Here is a 15,693-nt window from a genome sequence, read left to right as displayed (position 1 = left end):
CCGCTTCCTGCGCGACCTGCTCAGCGGGCCAGGGGCACCTGTGCTGAATCGTGGATGATCGGTATCGCCGGCTGAGCGCAGAGCAGGGCGAGCTGTTCGACCACCTTTGCCGGGTCGTCGAAGGGGTCGATGCTCCCTGCCTCCATCGGGTCGAGCGCCGGAACGGCCACGTGCGACACCAGCGGGTGGAACGGCCTGGTGTCGATCTCGCCGGCGCCGAGCAGATCCTCGTGCAGCTTCTCGCCGGGCCGCAGGCCTGTGTAGACGATGGGCACGGAGCTGGAGGCGTGTTCGGCCATCTGCCGTGCCAGGTCGGCGATGCGGACTGGCTCGCCCATGTCCAGCACCAGCGCCTCCCCGTCGCGCCCGATCTCGGCGGCCTGGAGCACCAGGTGGACGGCCTCCTGGATGGTCATGAGATAGCGGGTGACGTCGGGGTGGGTGACGGTCAGGGGTTTGCCGTCCTCGATCTGTCGCTGGAAGGCGGTGACCACCGAGCCGCGACTGCTCAACACGTTGCCGAACCGGACGCTGAGGAAGGTCCCCGGGAACCGGGACGCGGCGTGCGCGGTCAGCCGCTCGGTGATCCGCTTCGAGTAGCCGAGGACGCTGATCGGGTTGGCGGCCTTGTCGGTGGAGATGTTGACGAACTTCGCCACGTCCTGGCAGGCGTCAAGCACCGAGAGCGTGCCCCAGACGTTGGTCTTGACCGCCTCGCCCGGGTACTGCTCCAGCAGAGGCAGGTGCTTGAGCGCCGCGGCGTGGAAGATGATGTCCGGACGGCGTTCCCGGATGATCCGTCGTACCCCCTCGTCGTCGCGCAGATCGGCGAGGATCAGCTCCGGACTGTCGAGCAGCGCCCGCCCGGACAGCGACATCTGCAGGCTGTGCAGCGCGGACTCGTCCCGGTCCAACATCATCAGCTCGCCCGGGTCGGCCTTCATCACCTGCCGGCAGAGTTCGGAGCCGATCGAGCCACCGGCGCCGGTCACGAGGATCCGCCGGCCGGTGAGGCTGCTCTCGCTCATCGGCAGGTCACCGACCACCTGGCGGCGGCCCAGCAGGTCACTGATCTGCACCTCCCGGACGTCGGTGACGGTGATCCGGTGGTCGACAAGCTCCCGCACCGGGGGCAGCACCTTGAACACCGCGCCGGCCTGGAGGGTGGCTTCGCGGATCTGGCGGATCAACGCGGCATCGGCGTTCGCCACCGCGAAGATGACAGTGCCCGCCCCGGTGTGCCGGAGCGCGGCGGCGATGTCGTCTCGGCCGCCGAGCACGCGGACCCCCCGGATACGCAGGTCGCGCTTGTCCGGGTCGTCATCGAGGGCGCCCACCGGCAGGTACCGGCCGCGCGGGTCACTGAGCATGGCCCGCAGCAGACCCTGCCCCGCGTCGCCCATCCCGAACAGCAACACCGGTGTCGACGACCGGACGTCCGGCCGCATCGAGAGATCACGCCGGTGCCGGTACGTGAATCGGGCACCGAGCATGAAGAGCAGGGCGAGCGCGCCGCCGACGAGCGGGGTGCTCGCCGGTACCGGTCGCCCGTCGGACGACAACAGGCCGAGCAGTATGACGGCCGCCGTCAGGATGGTGGTGCTGGCGACACCCTGGACCTCCTGAAGGCTGCCCAGCGGGTGCCGTCCGGAGTAGATCCGGCGTACGGCCGCCACCGCGAGGTGCAGGAACGCCGCGAGGGCGCCGACCCCCGCCGCACGAGCCAGTTGGCTCGTATCGAGTTGGAACTCGAACCGGGACCAGGCGGCCACGATGAAACCGCCGACCCAGCCGGTGGTGTCGGCGGCGAGGAACCCGAGCGCGCGGCGGCGTGCCCTTGCCCGCCGCGCCCGCTGGCTCGCCCGTTCCGTGTGCTCCGTGTCCTGCGGCATGTCCTGGCTCCTGTCCGGTCCAACCACTGCTTCCGCCGCTCGGCAGAAGGAGCTTCTGTGCCCTCTGTCCTTGTTACACATCAACTCGGGTCATCTGTCGGCTTTAGGGGTATTTGAGACAAGGTTCAACCGTCCCTCCGGAAGCCCGCAGGCGTGTCGTGTCGGGCGCGACACCAGGCGCCGGCGAAAAAGAGCTACTTCGTCAGGTACGTCTCAGGCGTGTCGGCTCGGCTGGCTCGACCGGACGGTGCTCCGCTCGCGTCGTGCGGCTGCGATTCGCCTGCCCTCGGACGCGCGACGCTGTCCACGCCGGCGGCGGACGTCTGCGGGCTGCCGGCCGTCCTGAGCCGCTCCCACGCCTCGGGCCGCAGCTGTGGCGCCAGCCCCTGCTCGGCCAGCCAGCCGGGCACCTGCGGCTTGCCGAACAGCAGCATGTCCACGCGCCGCGCGTGCGCGTTGGCCCGCAGGCTCGTCTTCCCGTACGCGTTGATGCCGCTCGTCGCGTACCGCGCCAGCCGCGCGGGGATGTGCCGTGGCTCGCGGCCACCGAGCAGCCGGAGCAGGAGCCCTGTGGTCATCCCGTTGGGAGGTTGCAGCACGATGGGCGGCACCGGTCCGTTCACGAGGCCGAGGTGGACGATCGAGGCGACGACGTCCTCGATGAGGACCTGTGGTGTCGGCGCGTCGCCTGCTCCGGCGACGCAGCTCAACCGCGACTGGGCGAGCCGGACGAGCGCGCGGGTGTTCGGCCGGTCCACGTCGTGGACCCATGTCGACCGGTAGATGACGGTGTCGATGCAGTCCTCGTGGCGCAGCATGCGCTCGCCGATCGCCTTGGAGCGCGAGTACGGGGAGAAGGGCATCGTCCGCGCGGTCTCGTCCAGCGCCAGAGCCCCCTGCGCTGCCGCCGAGCTGACGTGCACCATGCGCGTGGCGCCGACAAGGGCGCTGGCTCGGGCGACAAGGGTGGGCAGGAGGGCGTTGCCCCCGTACAGCTCCGCGCTGTCCGGCGCGGACCCGTTCGGCAACCCGGCCGTGTTGATCACGACCTGTGCGCCGTCGAGCTGTCGGGCGAGGTCGGCGACCGCCTCGTCGTCGCGACCCGAGGGCACCGAATCGACGCGGAGGGCCTGGGCGAGCGGCCACGACAGGCGCGGCGCGGGCACGGTCTGGACCTCGATGCCCCGGCTACGGAGTTCGGTGACTACCGCTCGGCCGACGAAGCCGCTGCTGCCGAGCACCGCGATCCGCTTGACCGGCTGGGGCCCGAGGCCGTCCAGGTCACCGACTCGGGGAGTTGACAGTTCTGGCATGGATCGGCCTTTCGTCTGTTGGGGGCCCTGACCGCTGGGCTGCGAGCCACGCGGGGGCGGCGAGATAGCCGGCGAGGATGGCGACGGCCGTGACATCGAGCGCGGCGCGCAGAAGTGGCCCGCTGAAGGACGCGGCCACCAGGCAGGCGGCGACGGTTGCGCCGATGCCGGCGGTCAGCGCGGTGACCCGTTGATGTGACCACCCGCTGTCGGTCAACCGTTGGTAGGCATGGTTGCGATGGGGGCGGTACCAGGCTTCGCCGTTACGGATGCGGCGCAGCAGCGTCCAGCCGGTGTCGGCGAGGTAGAGGGCGAGCGGCGCCACGGCTGCCTCCGGCGGGATGCCGCGCACGATCGCGTACGCGGCGAGCGCACCGAACGCGCCACCGAGGGCGTACGACCCGACGTCACCGAGGAACACCCGGGCGACCCAGGCGTTCCACGGCAGGAAGGTCAGGGACGCGGCGGCGATCAGACTGCCGCTGGCGGTGAGCAGCGGAAGGTCCCGCAGCACGCCGAGGGCGGCGTACACCAGTCCGGCGAGGATCGCGTGGACGGCCGAGATCCCGTTGATGCCGTCCATGAAGTTGAAGGCGTTCACGTAGGCGGTCAGCCACGCCGCGAGGGCGACGACAAGGGCCACCTGGAGGTACGCCGGGTGGCCGCCTGGCACCAACGCCAGGCTCGTGGCCACGCCAACGAGCAATTGCAGGAGCAGCCGGATAGGGACCGGGACGCCCCGGATGTCCTCCAGGAGGCCGATGGCCGCGAACAGCAGCAGCGGCACGGCGATCGACCGCGCGTGCTCGTTCAGAAGGAGGGCGAGCCCGGCCGCCACGGCGACGCCCACGCCGCCGCCGCGCGGGATCGGGGTGTCGTGCGAGGACCGATCGGACGGTATGTCGAGGACGGAGGCCGCGGTCAGCAGCCGCAGGATCAATGGTTGCAGCAGGGAGCCGACGATGAGTGCGAGCAGGATTCCGCCGGCAAGCGGAACGCTCACCGTGGCCTGGTGGCAGCATGCGGCCGCCGGCGATAGGGGGAAATCCGTATGAGATTCACTAATGGGACCTTCAGGTAGAACTGTTCATGGGGGATAAATCAATCATAGGAGGTCGCTACTAGGGACAAACGACCTTTACCTGTATTCGGTGTGCGACACGCAGCGGAAACTGCCCGCACGGAGATCAGGCCGACCGGGCTTATGACTGCCCGGCTACGAAACGGTCCGGCCCGCGTCGGAAAACCGACACGGGCCGGGGCGCGAAAGTGTTCGCCTGCCGCGCTAGCGAACGCCAGCGGCGGAATCCGGCCCGGCGGAATCCGACCCGTCCGTGCCGTCGCCCAGCCGGCGGGTGAGCAGGGTCCGCAACGGGATCGACTCACCGTCGCGCCCACCTGCCCCGACGACAAGTGGCGCCGGGCTGGGCTGGGGGTCAACGCCGAACAACCACGCCCGCAGACCGCCCGACACGGTCAGCAGGTGGAACCTGCCCGCCACGTCCACCGCCCGCGTTTCGGCCTGGTCGACGTACCAGCCGGTCAGCCCGGTCCGGTAACGCCCGCGCCCGTCGTAGCCTCGGGCGACCAGCCGGGTGGTGGGCAGCCCGCGCCGGGTCGCCTCAGCCACGAACCAGGCCACCAGCTCGGCGGCCTGGGACTGCTCGGCGGCTCGCCGCCGCGCGTCCGCGTCAGCGTGCGCCCGCACGGCCCGCTGCCGCTGCTCCCGCCACTCGCGGTCGTCGCCCTCGCCCACGAGCCGACGGTACGCGACGGACTCAGCCGAGCACTGCCCGCAGGGTGCGCCGCGCGATGTCGGCCATCACCGGGTTGGTGTCGACGTAGTAGGGCAGGGCGTTCACCGCCTGGCCCAGGGCCCAGCCGCGTCCGCGTTCCCACGTCGCGTCGTCCACGCCGAGCGCCCGCTGGTAGGTCTCCCGCGCCCCGGCGTCGAGCAGGTTCCACGCCGGCATCAGGTCGACCGCAGGGTCACCCACGCCGACCGCGCCCAGGTCGATGACCGCGACCAGTCGTCCGTTGCGTACCAGAAGGTTGCCCGGCATCAGGTCGGCGTGGATCCACACGTCGGTGAGATCGTCGCGGGGGGTGTCCCGGCAGCGGGTCCACAGCTCGGTGAGCGCGACGGTGTCGGTGAGCCCGCCGCTGACCGCCAGAGAGGCGCGAACGTCGGCGTCCTGGCTGGACAGCGGCCCACCGCGACCGGTGCCCGACCAGGACCGGCCGCCGGTGTCCATGCCGCGTAGGGCGACCACGACGTCGGCGAGGTCACGCGCGAAGGCGTCGGAGCCGCCGACCTGGTCGGCCGCCGCGGTTTCTCCGGCGATCCAGCGGTACGCCGTCCACGGCCCCGGGTAGCCAGCGCCCGGCGCTCCGAGGCCGAGCGGCTCCGGCACCTCGACCGGCAGGTGCGCGGCGAGCAGCAGCGCGTGTTCCTGCTCCCGCCGCAGCTCGGCGTCCAGCCCGGGGTCGGCGAAGGGCCGCAGCGGAAACCGCAGCACGATCTCCGTGCCGAGCCGGAACAGGGCGTTGACAGTGCCGGTCGAGGCGAGCGGTCGCACCGGCAGCCCTCGCCAGCGCGGAAACTGCTCGGCCACCAGCGCGGCGACCACGTCCGCACCCACGTCCACCTGATCGGCGTGCATCTTCACCGCGAGATCATCACCCGCAGCCCCGCAGCCCCGCAGCCCCGCAGCCCCGCAGCCCCGCGATCCGATTTCACCCGCCGCCGCGAGACGTGGCGGGGTCGCGAATCTTGGACAGTTTCCGTCACGTGCTGACGGAAACTGTCCAAGATCTCGTGCAGCGCGGCGCGACGCGGGCGCGGGCGCGGGCGCGGGGCAGCGTTCGCGGGAACCCTGTGGGAGGCGCGCCAGGCTCGGGTCAGGCCAGGCCGGCCCGGCGTAGGGCCTCGGCCATCGCGTCGTTGGCCGGTGGCGGGCTCTGCCGCTGTTGCCCGCCGCGCCCGCCCTGTCCACCGGACCTGCCCTGTCCGCCAGACCCGCCCTGTCCGCCAGACCCGCCCTGACCACCGGACCCGCCCTGACCACCGGACCTGCCGTGTCCACCGGACCTGCCCTGTCCACCAGACCGCCCCTGGCCGCCAGACCGGCCTTGACCATCGGACCCGCTGCGGCCCCCCGGTCCGCCACGTCCGGTGGGCTCGTCACGGCCACTCTGGCCGTCGCGGCCACTCTGGCCGCCGGGTCCGCGTTGCGCCGGGCCGCCGCGTCCCTCCTGACTGGTCCGGCCGCCGCGGCCGGCGTCGGCGCCCGGCTCGTCCTCCAGGCGCAGGGTCAGCGAGATCCGCTTACGGGGTACGTCCACGTCGAGCACCTTGACCCGGACCACGTCGCCGGACTTCACCACCTCGCGGGGGTCCTTCACGAAGGTGCGGGACATCGCCGACACGTGCACCAGGCCGTCCTGGTGCACGCCGACGTCGACGAACGCGCCGAACGCGGCCACGTTGGTGACCACGCCCTCCAGCACCATGCCTGGCGTCAGGTCGCCGATCTTCTCCACGCCCTCCACGAAGGTGGCCGTGCGGAACTCCGGGCGGGGGTCCCGGCCCGGCTTCTCCAGCTCGGCGAGGATGTCGGTGACGGTGGGCAGGCCGAACCTGTCGTCGACGAAGTCGGTGGCCCGCAGCCCGCGCAGGATGCTGCTCTTACCGATCACCGAGCGCAGATCCTGGCCGGTGCTGGAGAGGATCCGGCGCACCACCGGGTACGCCTCGGGGTGCACGCTTGAGGAGTCCAGCGGGTCGTCGCCGTCGGGGATGCGCAGGAAGCCCGCGCACTGCTCGAACGCCTTCGGCCCGAGCCGGGCCACCTTCTTCAGGTCGGTACGCGACCGGAACGGCCCGTTGGCGTCCCGGTGCAGCACGATGTTCTCGGCCAGCCCGGCCCCGATCCCGGAGACCCGGGTCAGCAGCGGCGCGGACGCGGTGTTGACGTCCACCCCGACCGCGTTGACGCAGTCCTCGACGACCGCGTCCAGCGACCTGGACAGCTTCACCTCGGACAGGTCGTGCTGGTACTGGCCGACGCCGATCGACCGTGGATCGATCTTGACCAGTTCGGCGAGCGGGTCCTGGAGCCGGCGGGCGATGGACACCGCGCCGCGCAGCGACACGTCCATCCCCGGCAGTTCCTGCGAGGCGTACGCGGACGCGGAGTAGACCGACGCGCCGGCCTCGGAGACCATCACCTTCGTCAGGTTGAGCTGCGGATGCCGCTTGATCAGGTCGGCGGCCAGCTTGTCGGTCTCCCGCGAGGCGGTGCCGTTGCCGATCGACACCAGCTCCACCCCGTGCGCCCCGGCCAGCCGGGCGAGCGTCTCGATCGACGCGTCCCACTGCCGGCGCGGCTCGTGCGGATAGATGGTGTCGGTGGCGAGCACCTTGCCGGTGGCGTCCACCACGGCCACCTTGACCCCGGTGCGCAGGCCCGGGTCCAACCCCATCGTGGGTCGGCTGCCGGCCGGCGCGGCCAGCAGCAGGTCGCGCAGGTTCATGGCGAACACCCGCACGGCCTCCTCCTCGGCCGCCTGCCACAGGCGCATCCGCAGGTCCGCGCCGAGGTGGATGAGGATCCGGGTCCGCCAGGCCCAGCGGACCGTGTCGATCAGCCAACGGTCAGCGGGGCGGCCGGCGTCGGACACCCCGAACCGGCCGGCGATGGCCGCCTCGTACCGGCTCGGGCCGGTCGGCACGGCGTCCGCCTCGCCGGCCTCCTCCGGCTCCATGGTCAGGTCGAGCACGCCCTCCTTCTCGCCCCGGAACATGGCCAGGATCCGGTGCGAGGGCAGCTTCGGGTACGGCTCGGCGAAGTCGAAGTAGTCGGCGAACTTAGCGCCGGTGGTCTCCTGGCCGTCGCGTACCCGGGAAACCAGCCGGCCCCGCGACCACATCTGCTCGCGCAGCGTGCCGATCAGGTCGGCGTCCTCGGCGAACGTCTCGATCAGGATCGCCCGCGCGCCCTCCAGCGCGGCGGGGGCGTCCGCGACGCCCTTCTCCGCGTCGACGTACCCGGCGGCGGTGGCCTTCGGGTCCTGGCTGGGGTCGGCGAGCAGCGACTCGGCCAGCGGGGCCAGCCCGGCCTCGCGGGCGATCTGCGCCCGGGTCCGCCGCTTCGGCTTGTACGGCAGGTAGATGTCCTCCAGCCGGGACTTCGAATCCGCCGCCATGATCTGCGCTTCGAGGGCCTCGTCCAGCTTGCCCTGGCCGCGGATCGACTCCAGGACGGCTGCCCGCCGCTCGTCCAGCTCCCGCAGGTAGCGCAGCCGCTCCTCAAGGGTGCGCAGCTGGCTGTCGTCGAGCAGGCCGGTGGCCTCCTTGCGGTAGCGGGCGATGAACGGCACTGTGGCGCCGCCGTCGAGCAGTTCCACGGCCGCCCGCACCTGACGCTCGGCCACGCCGAGCTCGTCGGCGATCCGCTGATGAACAGACTGGGTCACGATCTCGATCCGCCTTCGACTCGATCCGCCTTCAAAGAGCGGGTAACGCCTGCATTCTGCCGGGCGCTCCCGCGCGCTGTCGCCGCACCCGGCCGGGGCGCGGCGGCCCGCTCTGCCGCACCCGCCCGGGCTGATCCGTCGGCGGCCCCGGTCGCGCCTGCGCTAGCGTGGCGATCATGGAATCACCTGCGGGGCCGCGCACCCGGCGGCTCTTCGGCGGCAGCGCCCGCGCTCTCGGGGACCTGACGGCGAACCCGTTCCGCGCCGACCGGGACCGGATCGTCGCCTCGCCCTTCTTCGCCCGCCTCGGCGGAGTCACCCAGGTGATCAGCCCGGTCGGTTCCGGGCTGCTGGTGCACAACCGGCTCACCCACAGTCTGAAGGTCGCCCAGGTGGCCCGCTCGATCGCCGAGCGGCTGATCGCCGACGACAGGTGGCGCGACCTGCTGGACAGGCTCGGCGGCTGCGACCCGGACGTGGTGGAGGCAGCGGCGCTCGCCCACGACCTCGGTCACCCGCCGTTCGGGCACCTGGGGGAGCGGGTGCTCGACCGGCTGGCGCGCCAGCGCCTCGGCCTCGCCGACGGTTTCGAGGGCAACGCCCAGTCGTACCGGATCGTCACCAGCACCGAGATCCGCGGCGCGGCCACCACCGGCCTGGACCTGACGGCCGCGGTCCGCGCGGCCCTGCTGAAGTACCCGTGGACCCGGCTGGACTACCCCGACCCGCACCCCCGCCTGCTGGACCCGCCGCCGCGCGGCGCCACCCCGCCGCCGAACGACCCGGAGAGCGGCTCGTTGAAGTTCGGCGCGTACCGCACCGAGCTGGACGACCTGCGACAGGCCCGGGAACCGTTCGTCGGCCGCATCCCGGACTGGCAGCAGACCGTAGAGGCGTCCGTTATGGACACCGCCGACGACATCGCGTACGCCATCCACGACGTGGAGGACTTCTACCGGGTCGGTGTGCTCCAGCAGGGGTCGGTCTCGGCGGAGCTGATGGCCTGGCAGCGCGAGAGCGGACACCTCCGGGCGATCACCGACGCGGCGCTTGCCAGCGCGTTCCGCCGGCCCGGCGCGGCGATCGAGCGGCTGCGGCGGCAACTGCACCGCAAGGACGCCTGGATCGCCGACGACGACGCGTTCGCCGCCGCCGTCGAGCACGTCCGCGAGGAACTTGTCGACGGGCTGCTGGCGATGCCGTTCGACGGCTCCATCGAGGCGGAGCAGTACGTGTCGCGGTTCTCCGCCCGCTGGTCGACCCGCTTCGTCGAGGCGATCACGATGACCCACCAGCCGTCGATGCGCTCCGGCTACGTGCTGCTCGGCTGTGCGCAGTGGCACGAGGTGCAGGTGCTCAAGTTCGTGCACCACCGGTTCGTGCTGGCCCGTCCGGATCTCGCCCTGCACCAGCGCGGCCAGGCCCGGCTGCTGGGCACCCTCGTCGAGGCGCTGTGGGAGTGGCTGCTCGACCCGGAGGAGGAGTCCCGGCTGCCCCGCCGGCTGCACGACCTCGTTGAGCTGGCAGAGGCGGAGTTGCACCCGCGTACCCCGGATCGGATCGGCCGGGCCCGGGGACGGGCGATCGTGGACTTCGTGGCCCAGCTCACCGACGGTCAGGCGGTGGCCATGCTGGACGCCCTGTCCGGCCGGTCCGGCGCGCTCTGGACCGATGCGTTCGTGCTCTGAGGTGAAAGGAAGGGCCCCTTGTTAATCACCAGGCGTTAACAAGGGGCCCTTCCTTTCACTAGGCGATCGCCTGCCACCATCCGTCCACGGCGGGCGGGTCGGCGACGACCACCCGCTCGCCCGGGCGGGGCACCGCCAGCTGGACGTCGCGTGCCTTCGCCTCCGCCCACAGCCTGTTCACCGGTTCGGACCAGTCGTGCAGGGCCAGGTTGAACGTCGCCCAGTGCACCGGGATGAGCAGCCCGCCCCGGAGATCCTGGTGGGCGTCGACAGCTTCCTCAGGGAACATGTGGATCGTCGGCCACGCCCTGTCGTACGCGCCGATCTGGATCAGTGTCGCGTCGAACGGCCCGTGCTCCGCGCCGATCGCCGCGTACCCGTCGAAGTAGCCGGAGTCACCTGTGTAGAAGACCCTGCGCCGGGAGCCGGCGACCACCCAGGAACTCCACAGCGTGCCGTCGCGGCGCAGGCCCCGTCCGGAGAAGTGCTGCGCGGGGGTGGCGGTGATCTCCAGGCCGGCGACCCGGTGCGACTCGGCCCAGTCCAGCTCGATGATCCGCTCGGCGGGTACGCCCCAGCGGTCCAGGTGCGCGCCCACGCCCAGCGGCACCAGGAACGGCGCGGACTGCCCGGCCGTCAGCGCCTGCACGGTGGCCATGTCCAGGTGGTCGTAGTGGTCGTGGGAGATCAGGATGGCGTCCAGCGGGGGGAGTTCGTCAAGGCGTACCGGGGGTTCGTGCAGCCGCCGTGGACCGACCAGCCCGGACGGCGAGCAGCGGTCGCTCCACATGGGGTCGAGCAGCACCCGCCGGCCCTCGATCTCGATGAGGGCGGTGGCGTGGCCGTACCAGATGATGGCGAGCTCGTCGGTGGCCTGCGGCGCGCTCGGGCGCAGCAGCGGCACGGGCGCGGTTGGCCGCCGCTTCTGCTTGCCGAAGATCAGCTCGCGGAGCAGGTTGCGGCCCGGGTCGGCGACCATCGTTCGGGTGCCGGCCCGGTTGTGGAAGGTGCCGTCGCGGAACTGCGGCGAGCGGGCAGCCCGTTCGGCGCGGGCGCCAGTGAGCCGGCCGCCGAGGGCCGCCGGCACGTCCCGAGCCACCCAGGCCAGGCCTGCCAACGCGGCCAGCCCTGCCGTGCCTCGCAGCAGTCGCCCGAGCGACCGTTCTTCGTCCGTACGATTCGCTGGCGCCATCGCCGTCCCTCCGCCGTGTCCGCACTACACGGTAGTCACCCGGGGCCGATCGCGCCGGGACGGGCCGATCGCCGTGCGACGATCGGCCCGCCGCCAGGTCAGCCGCCGTTGCTGGGCCGGCGAGCGGTCGTCCGGTACGCCGTGCCCGTGCCGCTGAGCCGGTCCACCGCCGCCAGGAAGCGGGGGCCCATGGAAGCGCGGGCCTGCACGGCCGGGTGGGTGGCGCCGAAGTCGTCCGGGTTGGCCTGCCCGTCGGCGAAGAGCGTGTAGGTGAGCACCGCCGCCCCGGACCGGTCGAAGATCACCCCTGCCTCGTGCCGCGCGTCGGCGAACCAGCCCGCCTTCGTGGCGATGCGCGCCCGGTCGTCGGAGGACATCGTGCGCCGGATGCCGTCGGTGAACGCCACAGGCGCGCGCAGCAGCCCGAGCAGGAACGTCGTCGAGGCCGGCGAGAGCAGGCTGCCCCCGACCAGGGCGCGCAGCAGGTCGTGCGTCTCGCGCGGGGTGCTGGTGCCAAGGAAGAAACGGTTCGGGTTGGCGACCGGCTCCACCTGGGTGTTCGGGAAGCCCTTGGCGACAAGGATGGCGTTGAGTTCGGCGGCCGGGCAGACCGACCCGCACAGCCGCACCGCCGTGTCGTCGGAGACGGTGAGCAGATTCGCCAGGACGTGACCGAGGGTCACGCTGCTGGGGTACGCGCCGTCCAGGCTGAAGATGCCGTCACCACCCGGTACGACGATGGCGGCGGTCACCTCGACCCGCTGGTCCAGGGTGAGCAACCCCCGGTCGACCTTGTCCAGCACCGCCGTGGCAACCGCGATCTTGTTGACGCTGTACGCCTCGATCCGCTGGTCGGCCTGAGCCGTCACGGCGACCACAGGCGGGCCGTCCGGGCTGGCCACGCTGACGTACGCCTGCCAGTTTCCGCCGGCCTGCGTGCTGAACTTGGTGTAGCTGGCGGCGACCCGGCGGGCGGCCCGCGCGGGGGTGGTCGGGGCGGTCTCGGCGGCGCTCGCAGGTGTCACCGCGCCGAGTACCGTGCCGGCGGTGGCCACGGTGCCGAGCCCGAGCGCTGTCCTGCGGTTCAGCCGGATAGTCAATCTTCTCTCCCGTCGTGCGGCGCCGGAGTGCTTGCCGGCCCACCACACTATGCGAGTTGATCGATACACGGTGTCCCCGGATTCCCGCTCAGCCGAGCCCTCGGCGTGGCGCGGCACCGACCGTCCAGACCCGCCCGGACACGTGCCGGGCGAGCCGCCGCAGGTCAGGCTGATGGCTCACGGCGCGAGGACGACCTTGATGCAACCGTCCTCCTTCTTCTGGAACATCTCGTACGCCCGCGGTGCGTCGCTCAGCGGCAGACGGTGGGTACGCAGGTCCTCCACGCCCAGGGGATCGTCGTCGCCGGAGAGCAGCGGCAGGATCTCGTCGGTCCACCGGCGTACGTGGCACTGCCCCATCCGCAGCTGGATGCCCCTGTCGAACATCTCCATCAGCGGCATCGGGTCGGCCTCGCCGCCGTAGACGCCGGAGAGGGAGACGGTGCCGCCACGGCGCACCCCCTTGAGCGCGGCGTGCAGGACGGAGAGCCGGTCCACACCGACCCGGTCGGTCATGGTCTGGGCAAGCTTGTCCGGCAGCAGTCCGGCGGCGGTCTGGGCGAGCTTGCCGACCGGTGAGCCGTGCGCCTCCATGCCGACGGCGTCGATGACGGCGTCCGGCCCGCGCCCGTCGACAAGGTCGATGAGCGCGCTGGGCACGTCGGACATCTCGCTGACGTCGAGCACCTCGATGCCGTGCCGGCGGGCCAGGTCCAGCCGCTCCGGCACCAGGTCCAGCCCGATGACCCGGCCGGCGCCGAGGTGACGGCCGATCCGGGCGCAGAACTGGCCGACCGGCCCGAGCCCGAAGACGGCAAGGGTGCCGCCGGGCGGGGTGTCGGCGTACTTCACGGCCTGCCAGGCGGTGGGCAGGATGTCGGAGAGGTAGAGGTAGCGCTCGTCGGCCCCGCTCTGCGGGATCTTGATCGGTCCGAAGTGGGCCTGCGGGACGCGCAGGTACTCGGCCTGGCCGCCGGGCACCGAGCCGTAGAGCGACGTGTACCCGAACAGCGAGGCGCCCTTGCCCTCGCTTGTGACCTGGGTGGTTTCGCACTGGGCGTAGAGCTGACGCTGACACATCCAGCAGCTGCCGCAGGAGATGTTGAACGGGATCACCACGCGGTCGCCGGGCTTGAGCCCTGTCACTCCCGACCCGACCTCCTCGACGATTCCCATCGGCTCGTGGCCGAGGATGTCACCGGGCTTCAGGTACGGCCCCAGCACCTCGTACAGGTGCAGGTCGGAGCCGCAGATCGCCGTCGATGTGATCTTCACGATCGCGTCGGTGGGCTCCTCGATCCGGGGGTCCGGCACCTCTTCGACTCGTACGTCCCGCTTGCCCTGCCAGGTCAACGCCTTCATGTCTGGTTTCCTCCTTCGGTCCCTGCCTTTCTGCTACCCGGGCTCGGACGGTTGAACCGGCCGCACGTCGCCGGGTGGCCGCCGCGGTTCAGAGGGTGGTTTCGCCGTTGAGGCCGAAGTGGTCGTGCCATTTGGTGCTGGGGGCGAATCCGGTGCCGGTGGAGAGGGCGACGTAGATGTCGTTTGTGGTGTTTTTGGTGAAGACGATGAGGTCGTCTTTGCCGTCGCCGTTGGTGTCGGCGAGGTAGGGGAATTCGCCGGGTAGGCAGAAGTAGTCGTGCCATTTCACGGTGGTGCCGGTGAAGCCGGTGCCGGTGGAGGTGGCGGCGTAGACGTCGGCGTCGGTGTTGCAGGTGAAGGTGACGATGTCGTCGCGGCCGTCGCCGTTGATGTCGCCGACGCGGGGTTGTTCGGTGCCGACGGCGAACAGGTCGTGCCATTTTTGTGGTGGTCCGAAGCTGGTGCCGTTGGAGAGGGCGACGATGACGTCGGAGGCGGTGGCGGGGCCTTGGGTGAAGGTGATGATGTCGTCGAGTCCGTCGCCGTTGACGTCGCCGATGGCGGGGAATTCTCCTCCGATGGAGAAGTAGTCGTGCCATTTGACGGCGGTGCCGGTGAAGGTTGTGCCGGTGGAGAGGGCGACGTAGACGTCGGCGGTGGTGTCGTGGGTGAAGGTGATGATGTCGTCTTTGCCGTCGCCGTTGACGTCGCCGATGGCGGGTATTTCGGTGCCGGGGGCGAACCAGTCGTGCCATTTTTGGCTGGGGGCGAAGGTGGTGCCGGTGGAGAGGGCGACGTGGACGTCGGCGAGGGGGCTGTGGGTGAAGACGATGGCGTCGTCGCGGCCGTCGCCGTTGGCGTCGCCGGTCAGCGGTGTTTCGCCGGTGAGGGCGAACCAGTCGTGCCATTTGATGGTGGTGCCGGTGAAGCTGGTGCCGGTGGAGGTGGCGACGTAGGCGTCGGCGAGGGGGCTGTGGGTGAAGGCGATGACGTCGTCGCGGCCGTCGCCGGTGAAGTCGGTGGGTGACCCACCAAAATACCGCGCGGCGGCCGGTGGCGACGTTCCGCAGTTGTCGCTGACCAGGTACTTCTGGTTGTACTGGCCGGGATACGGCGCGAGGGACACCCCGTTGATGACGATCGTCTGGCCGACCCCGTTGTAGAGCTGCTCGTAGTGCACATGCGGCCCGGAGGAGTTGCCGGTACTACCGGTGATGCCGATCTGCTGGCCCTGCTGCACGTAGGCGCCGTCGGGCACCGAGTAGGCGCTGAGGTGGAAGTAGTAGGTGGTCCAGCCGCCACCGTGGTCGATGACGATGTAGTTGCCGGCTCCGCTGGGCTGCGAGTAGCGGCGGGCGACGCCGGCGGCCGATGCCACCTGGGGCGTGCCACCGGTGGTGCCGCCGTCGGCGCGGACGAAGTCCAGCGCCTGCCGTACCTCGGCGCTGTGGTGGTCGTAGGTCCACCGCTGTCCGCAGGGGAACGGCGCCTTGAAGTTCGGTGCGGCGAGCGCGGGAGAGGGCGTGCTCACCACGGCGGTCAGGCTGACCCCGGCCAGGGTGAGCAGTGCGACGAGGACGCGCCGGGCGGCGCTTGTCGGGAGTCTGGACATGGGGCGACTCCTATCGGGGTGGGCGGTCGCAGCGGTGTGCGGCGCGTCGTGGGCCG

At 71.4% G+C, this 15,693-nt stretch carries 11 protein-coding genes; 1 reads left to right on the top strand and 10 read right to left on the bottom strand.

The annotated features are described in order from the left end of the window. Positions 1-20: 20 nt before the first annotated feature. The 6 genes from F4558_RS16825 to F4558_RS16800 all read right to left on the bottom strand — a co-directional run bounded on the left by F4558_RS16825 (position 21) and on the right by F4558_RS16800 (position 8,683). Entirely contained in the window at positions 21-1,892 is a 1,872-nt protein-coding gene (locus tag F4558_RS16825) for a polysaccharide biosynthesis protein (protein WP_167945076.1), read from the bottom strand. A 194-nt stretch (positions 1,893-2,086) separates the two neighbouring features. Beyond that, entirely contained in the window at positions 2,087-3,205 is a 1,119-nt protein-coding gene (locus F4558_RS16820; protein ID WP_167945075.1) for an NAD-dependent epimerase/dehydratase family protein, read from the bottom strand. Further along, on the bottom strand, positions 3,174-4,208 hold the full coding sequence (locus tag F4558_RS16815; RefSeq protein WP_167945074.1) for an MraY family glycosyltransferase: 1,035 nt from the start codon (positions 4,206-4,208) through the stop codon (positions 3,174-3,176). Before F4558_RS16815 ends, F4558_RS16820 begins: the two co-directional genes overlap by 32 nt. Positions 4,209-4,490: 282 nt before the next feature. Continuing rightward, positions 4,491-4,961 carry a hypothetical protein gene (locus F4558_RS16810; RefSeq protein ID WP_167945073.1) on the bottom strand — a complete coding sequence of 157 codons (471 nt, stop codon included), beginning with the start codon at positions 4,959-4,961 and terminating at the stop codon, positions 4,491-4,493. A gap of 22 nt (positions 4,962-4,983) precedes the next feature. Next, positions 4,984-5,868, bottom strand: coding sequence for an aminoglycoside phosphotransferase family protein (locus tag F4558_RS16805; RefSeq protein WP_167947531.1), 885 nt, complete (start codon positions 5,866-5,868; stop codon positions 4,984-4,986). Positions 5,869-6,106: 238 nt separating this feature from the next. Beyond that, a complete protein-coding gene (locus F4558_RS16800; protein WP_167945072.1) occupies positions 6,107-8,683 on the bottom strand; it encodes a Tex family protein in 2,577 nt (858 codons plus the stop codon). A 176-nt stretch (positions 8,684-8,859) separates the two neighbouring features. Between F4558_RS16800 and F4558_RS16795 the strand changes: the two genes are divergently transcribed. Then, positions 8,860-10,371 (top strand): deoxyguanosinetriphosphate triphosphohydrolase family protein, encoded by a 1,512-nt coding sequence (locus tag F4558_RS16795; RefSeq protein ID WP_167945071.1) that lies wholly within the window; start codon positions 8,860-8,862, stop codon positions 10,369-10,371. A gap of 58 nt (positions 10,372-10,429) precedes the next feature. On the opposite strand, the gene F4558_RS16790 is transcribed toward F4558_RS16795, so the two are convergent. From F4558_RS16790 to F4558_RS32205, 4 genes are all read right to left on the bottom strand, one after another. Next, positions 10,430-11,563 (bottom strand): MBL fold metallo-hydrolase, encoded by a 1,134-nt coding sequence (locus F4558_RS16790; RefSeq protein ID WP_053652683.1) that lies wholly within the window; start codon positions 11,561-11,563, stop codon positions 10,430-10,432. Positions 11,564-11,661: 98 nt separating this feature from the next. Then, positions 11,662-12,663 (bottom strand): serine hydrolase, encoded by a 1,002-nt coding sequence (locus F4558_RS16785; RefSeq protein WP_167945070.1) that lies wholly within the window; start codon positions 12,661-12,663, stop codon positions 11,662-11,664. Positions 12,664-12,840: 177 nt separating this feature from the next. Continuing rightward, on the bottom strand, positions 12,841-14,025 hold the full coding sequence (locus F4558_RS16780) for a zinc-dependent alcohol dehydrogenase (RefSeq protein ID WP_053652682.1): 1,185 nt from the start codon (positions 14,023-14,025) through the stop codon (positions 12,841-12,843). Positions 14,026-14,113: 88 nt separating this feature from the next. Then, a complete protein-coding gene (locus F4558_RS32205) occupies positions 14,114-15,637 on the bottom strand; it encodes an FG-GAP-like repeat-containing protein (protein WP_312877348.1) in 1,524 nt (507 codons plus the stop codon). Positions 15,638-15,693: the final 56 nt, after the last annotated feature.

The organism is Micromonospora profundi (assembly GCF_011927785.1).
Lineage (GTDB): Bacteria > Actinomycetota > Actinomycetes > Mycobacteriales > Micromonosporaceae > Micromonospora > Micromonospora profundi.
Note: the sequence above shows the minus strand (reverse complement) of the source record. Positions and strands in the feature narration are given on the sequence as shown.

Excerpts from the sequence above, each read along its gene's own strand:
- F4558_RS16825 (WP_167945076.1), bottom strand. The coding sequence starts at position 1,892 with ATGCCGCAGGACACGGAGCACACGGAACGGGCGAGCCAGCGGGCGCGG.
- F4558_RS16820 (WP_167945075.1), bottom strand. The coding sequence starts at position 3,205 with ATGCCAGAACTGTCAACTCCCCGAGTCGGTGACCTGGACGGCCTCGGG.
- F4558_RS16805 (WP_167947531.1), bottom strand. The coding sequence starts at position 5,868 with ATGCACGCCGATCAGGTGGACGTGGGTGCGGACGTGGTCGCCGCGCTG.
- F4558_RS16795 (WP_167945071.1), top strand. The coding sequence starts at position 8,860 with ATGGAATCACCTGCGGGGCCGCGCACCCGGCGGCTCTTCGGCGGCAGC.
- F4558_RS16790 (WP_053652683.1), bottom strand. The coding sequence starts at position 11,563 with ATGGCGCCAGCGAATCGTACGGACGAAGAACGGTCGCTCGGGCGACTG.
- F4558_RS16780 (WP_053652682.1), bottom strand. The coding sequence starts at position 14,025 with ATGAAGGCGTTGACCTGGCAGGGCAAGCGGGACGTACGAGTCGAAGAG.
- F4558_RS32205 (WP_312877348.1), bottom strand. The coding sequence starts at position 15,637 with ATGTCCAGACTCCCGACAAGCGCCGCCCGGCGCGTCCTCGTCGCACTG.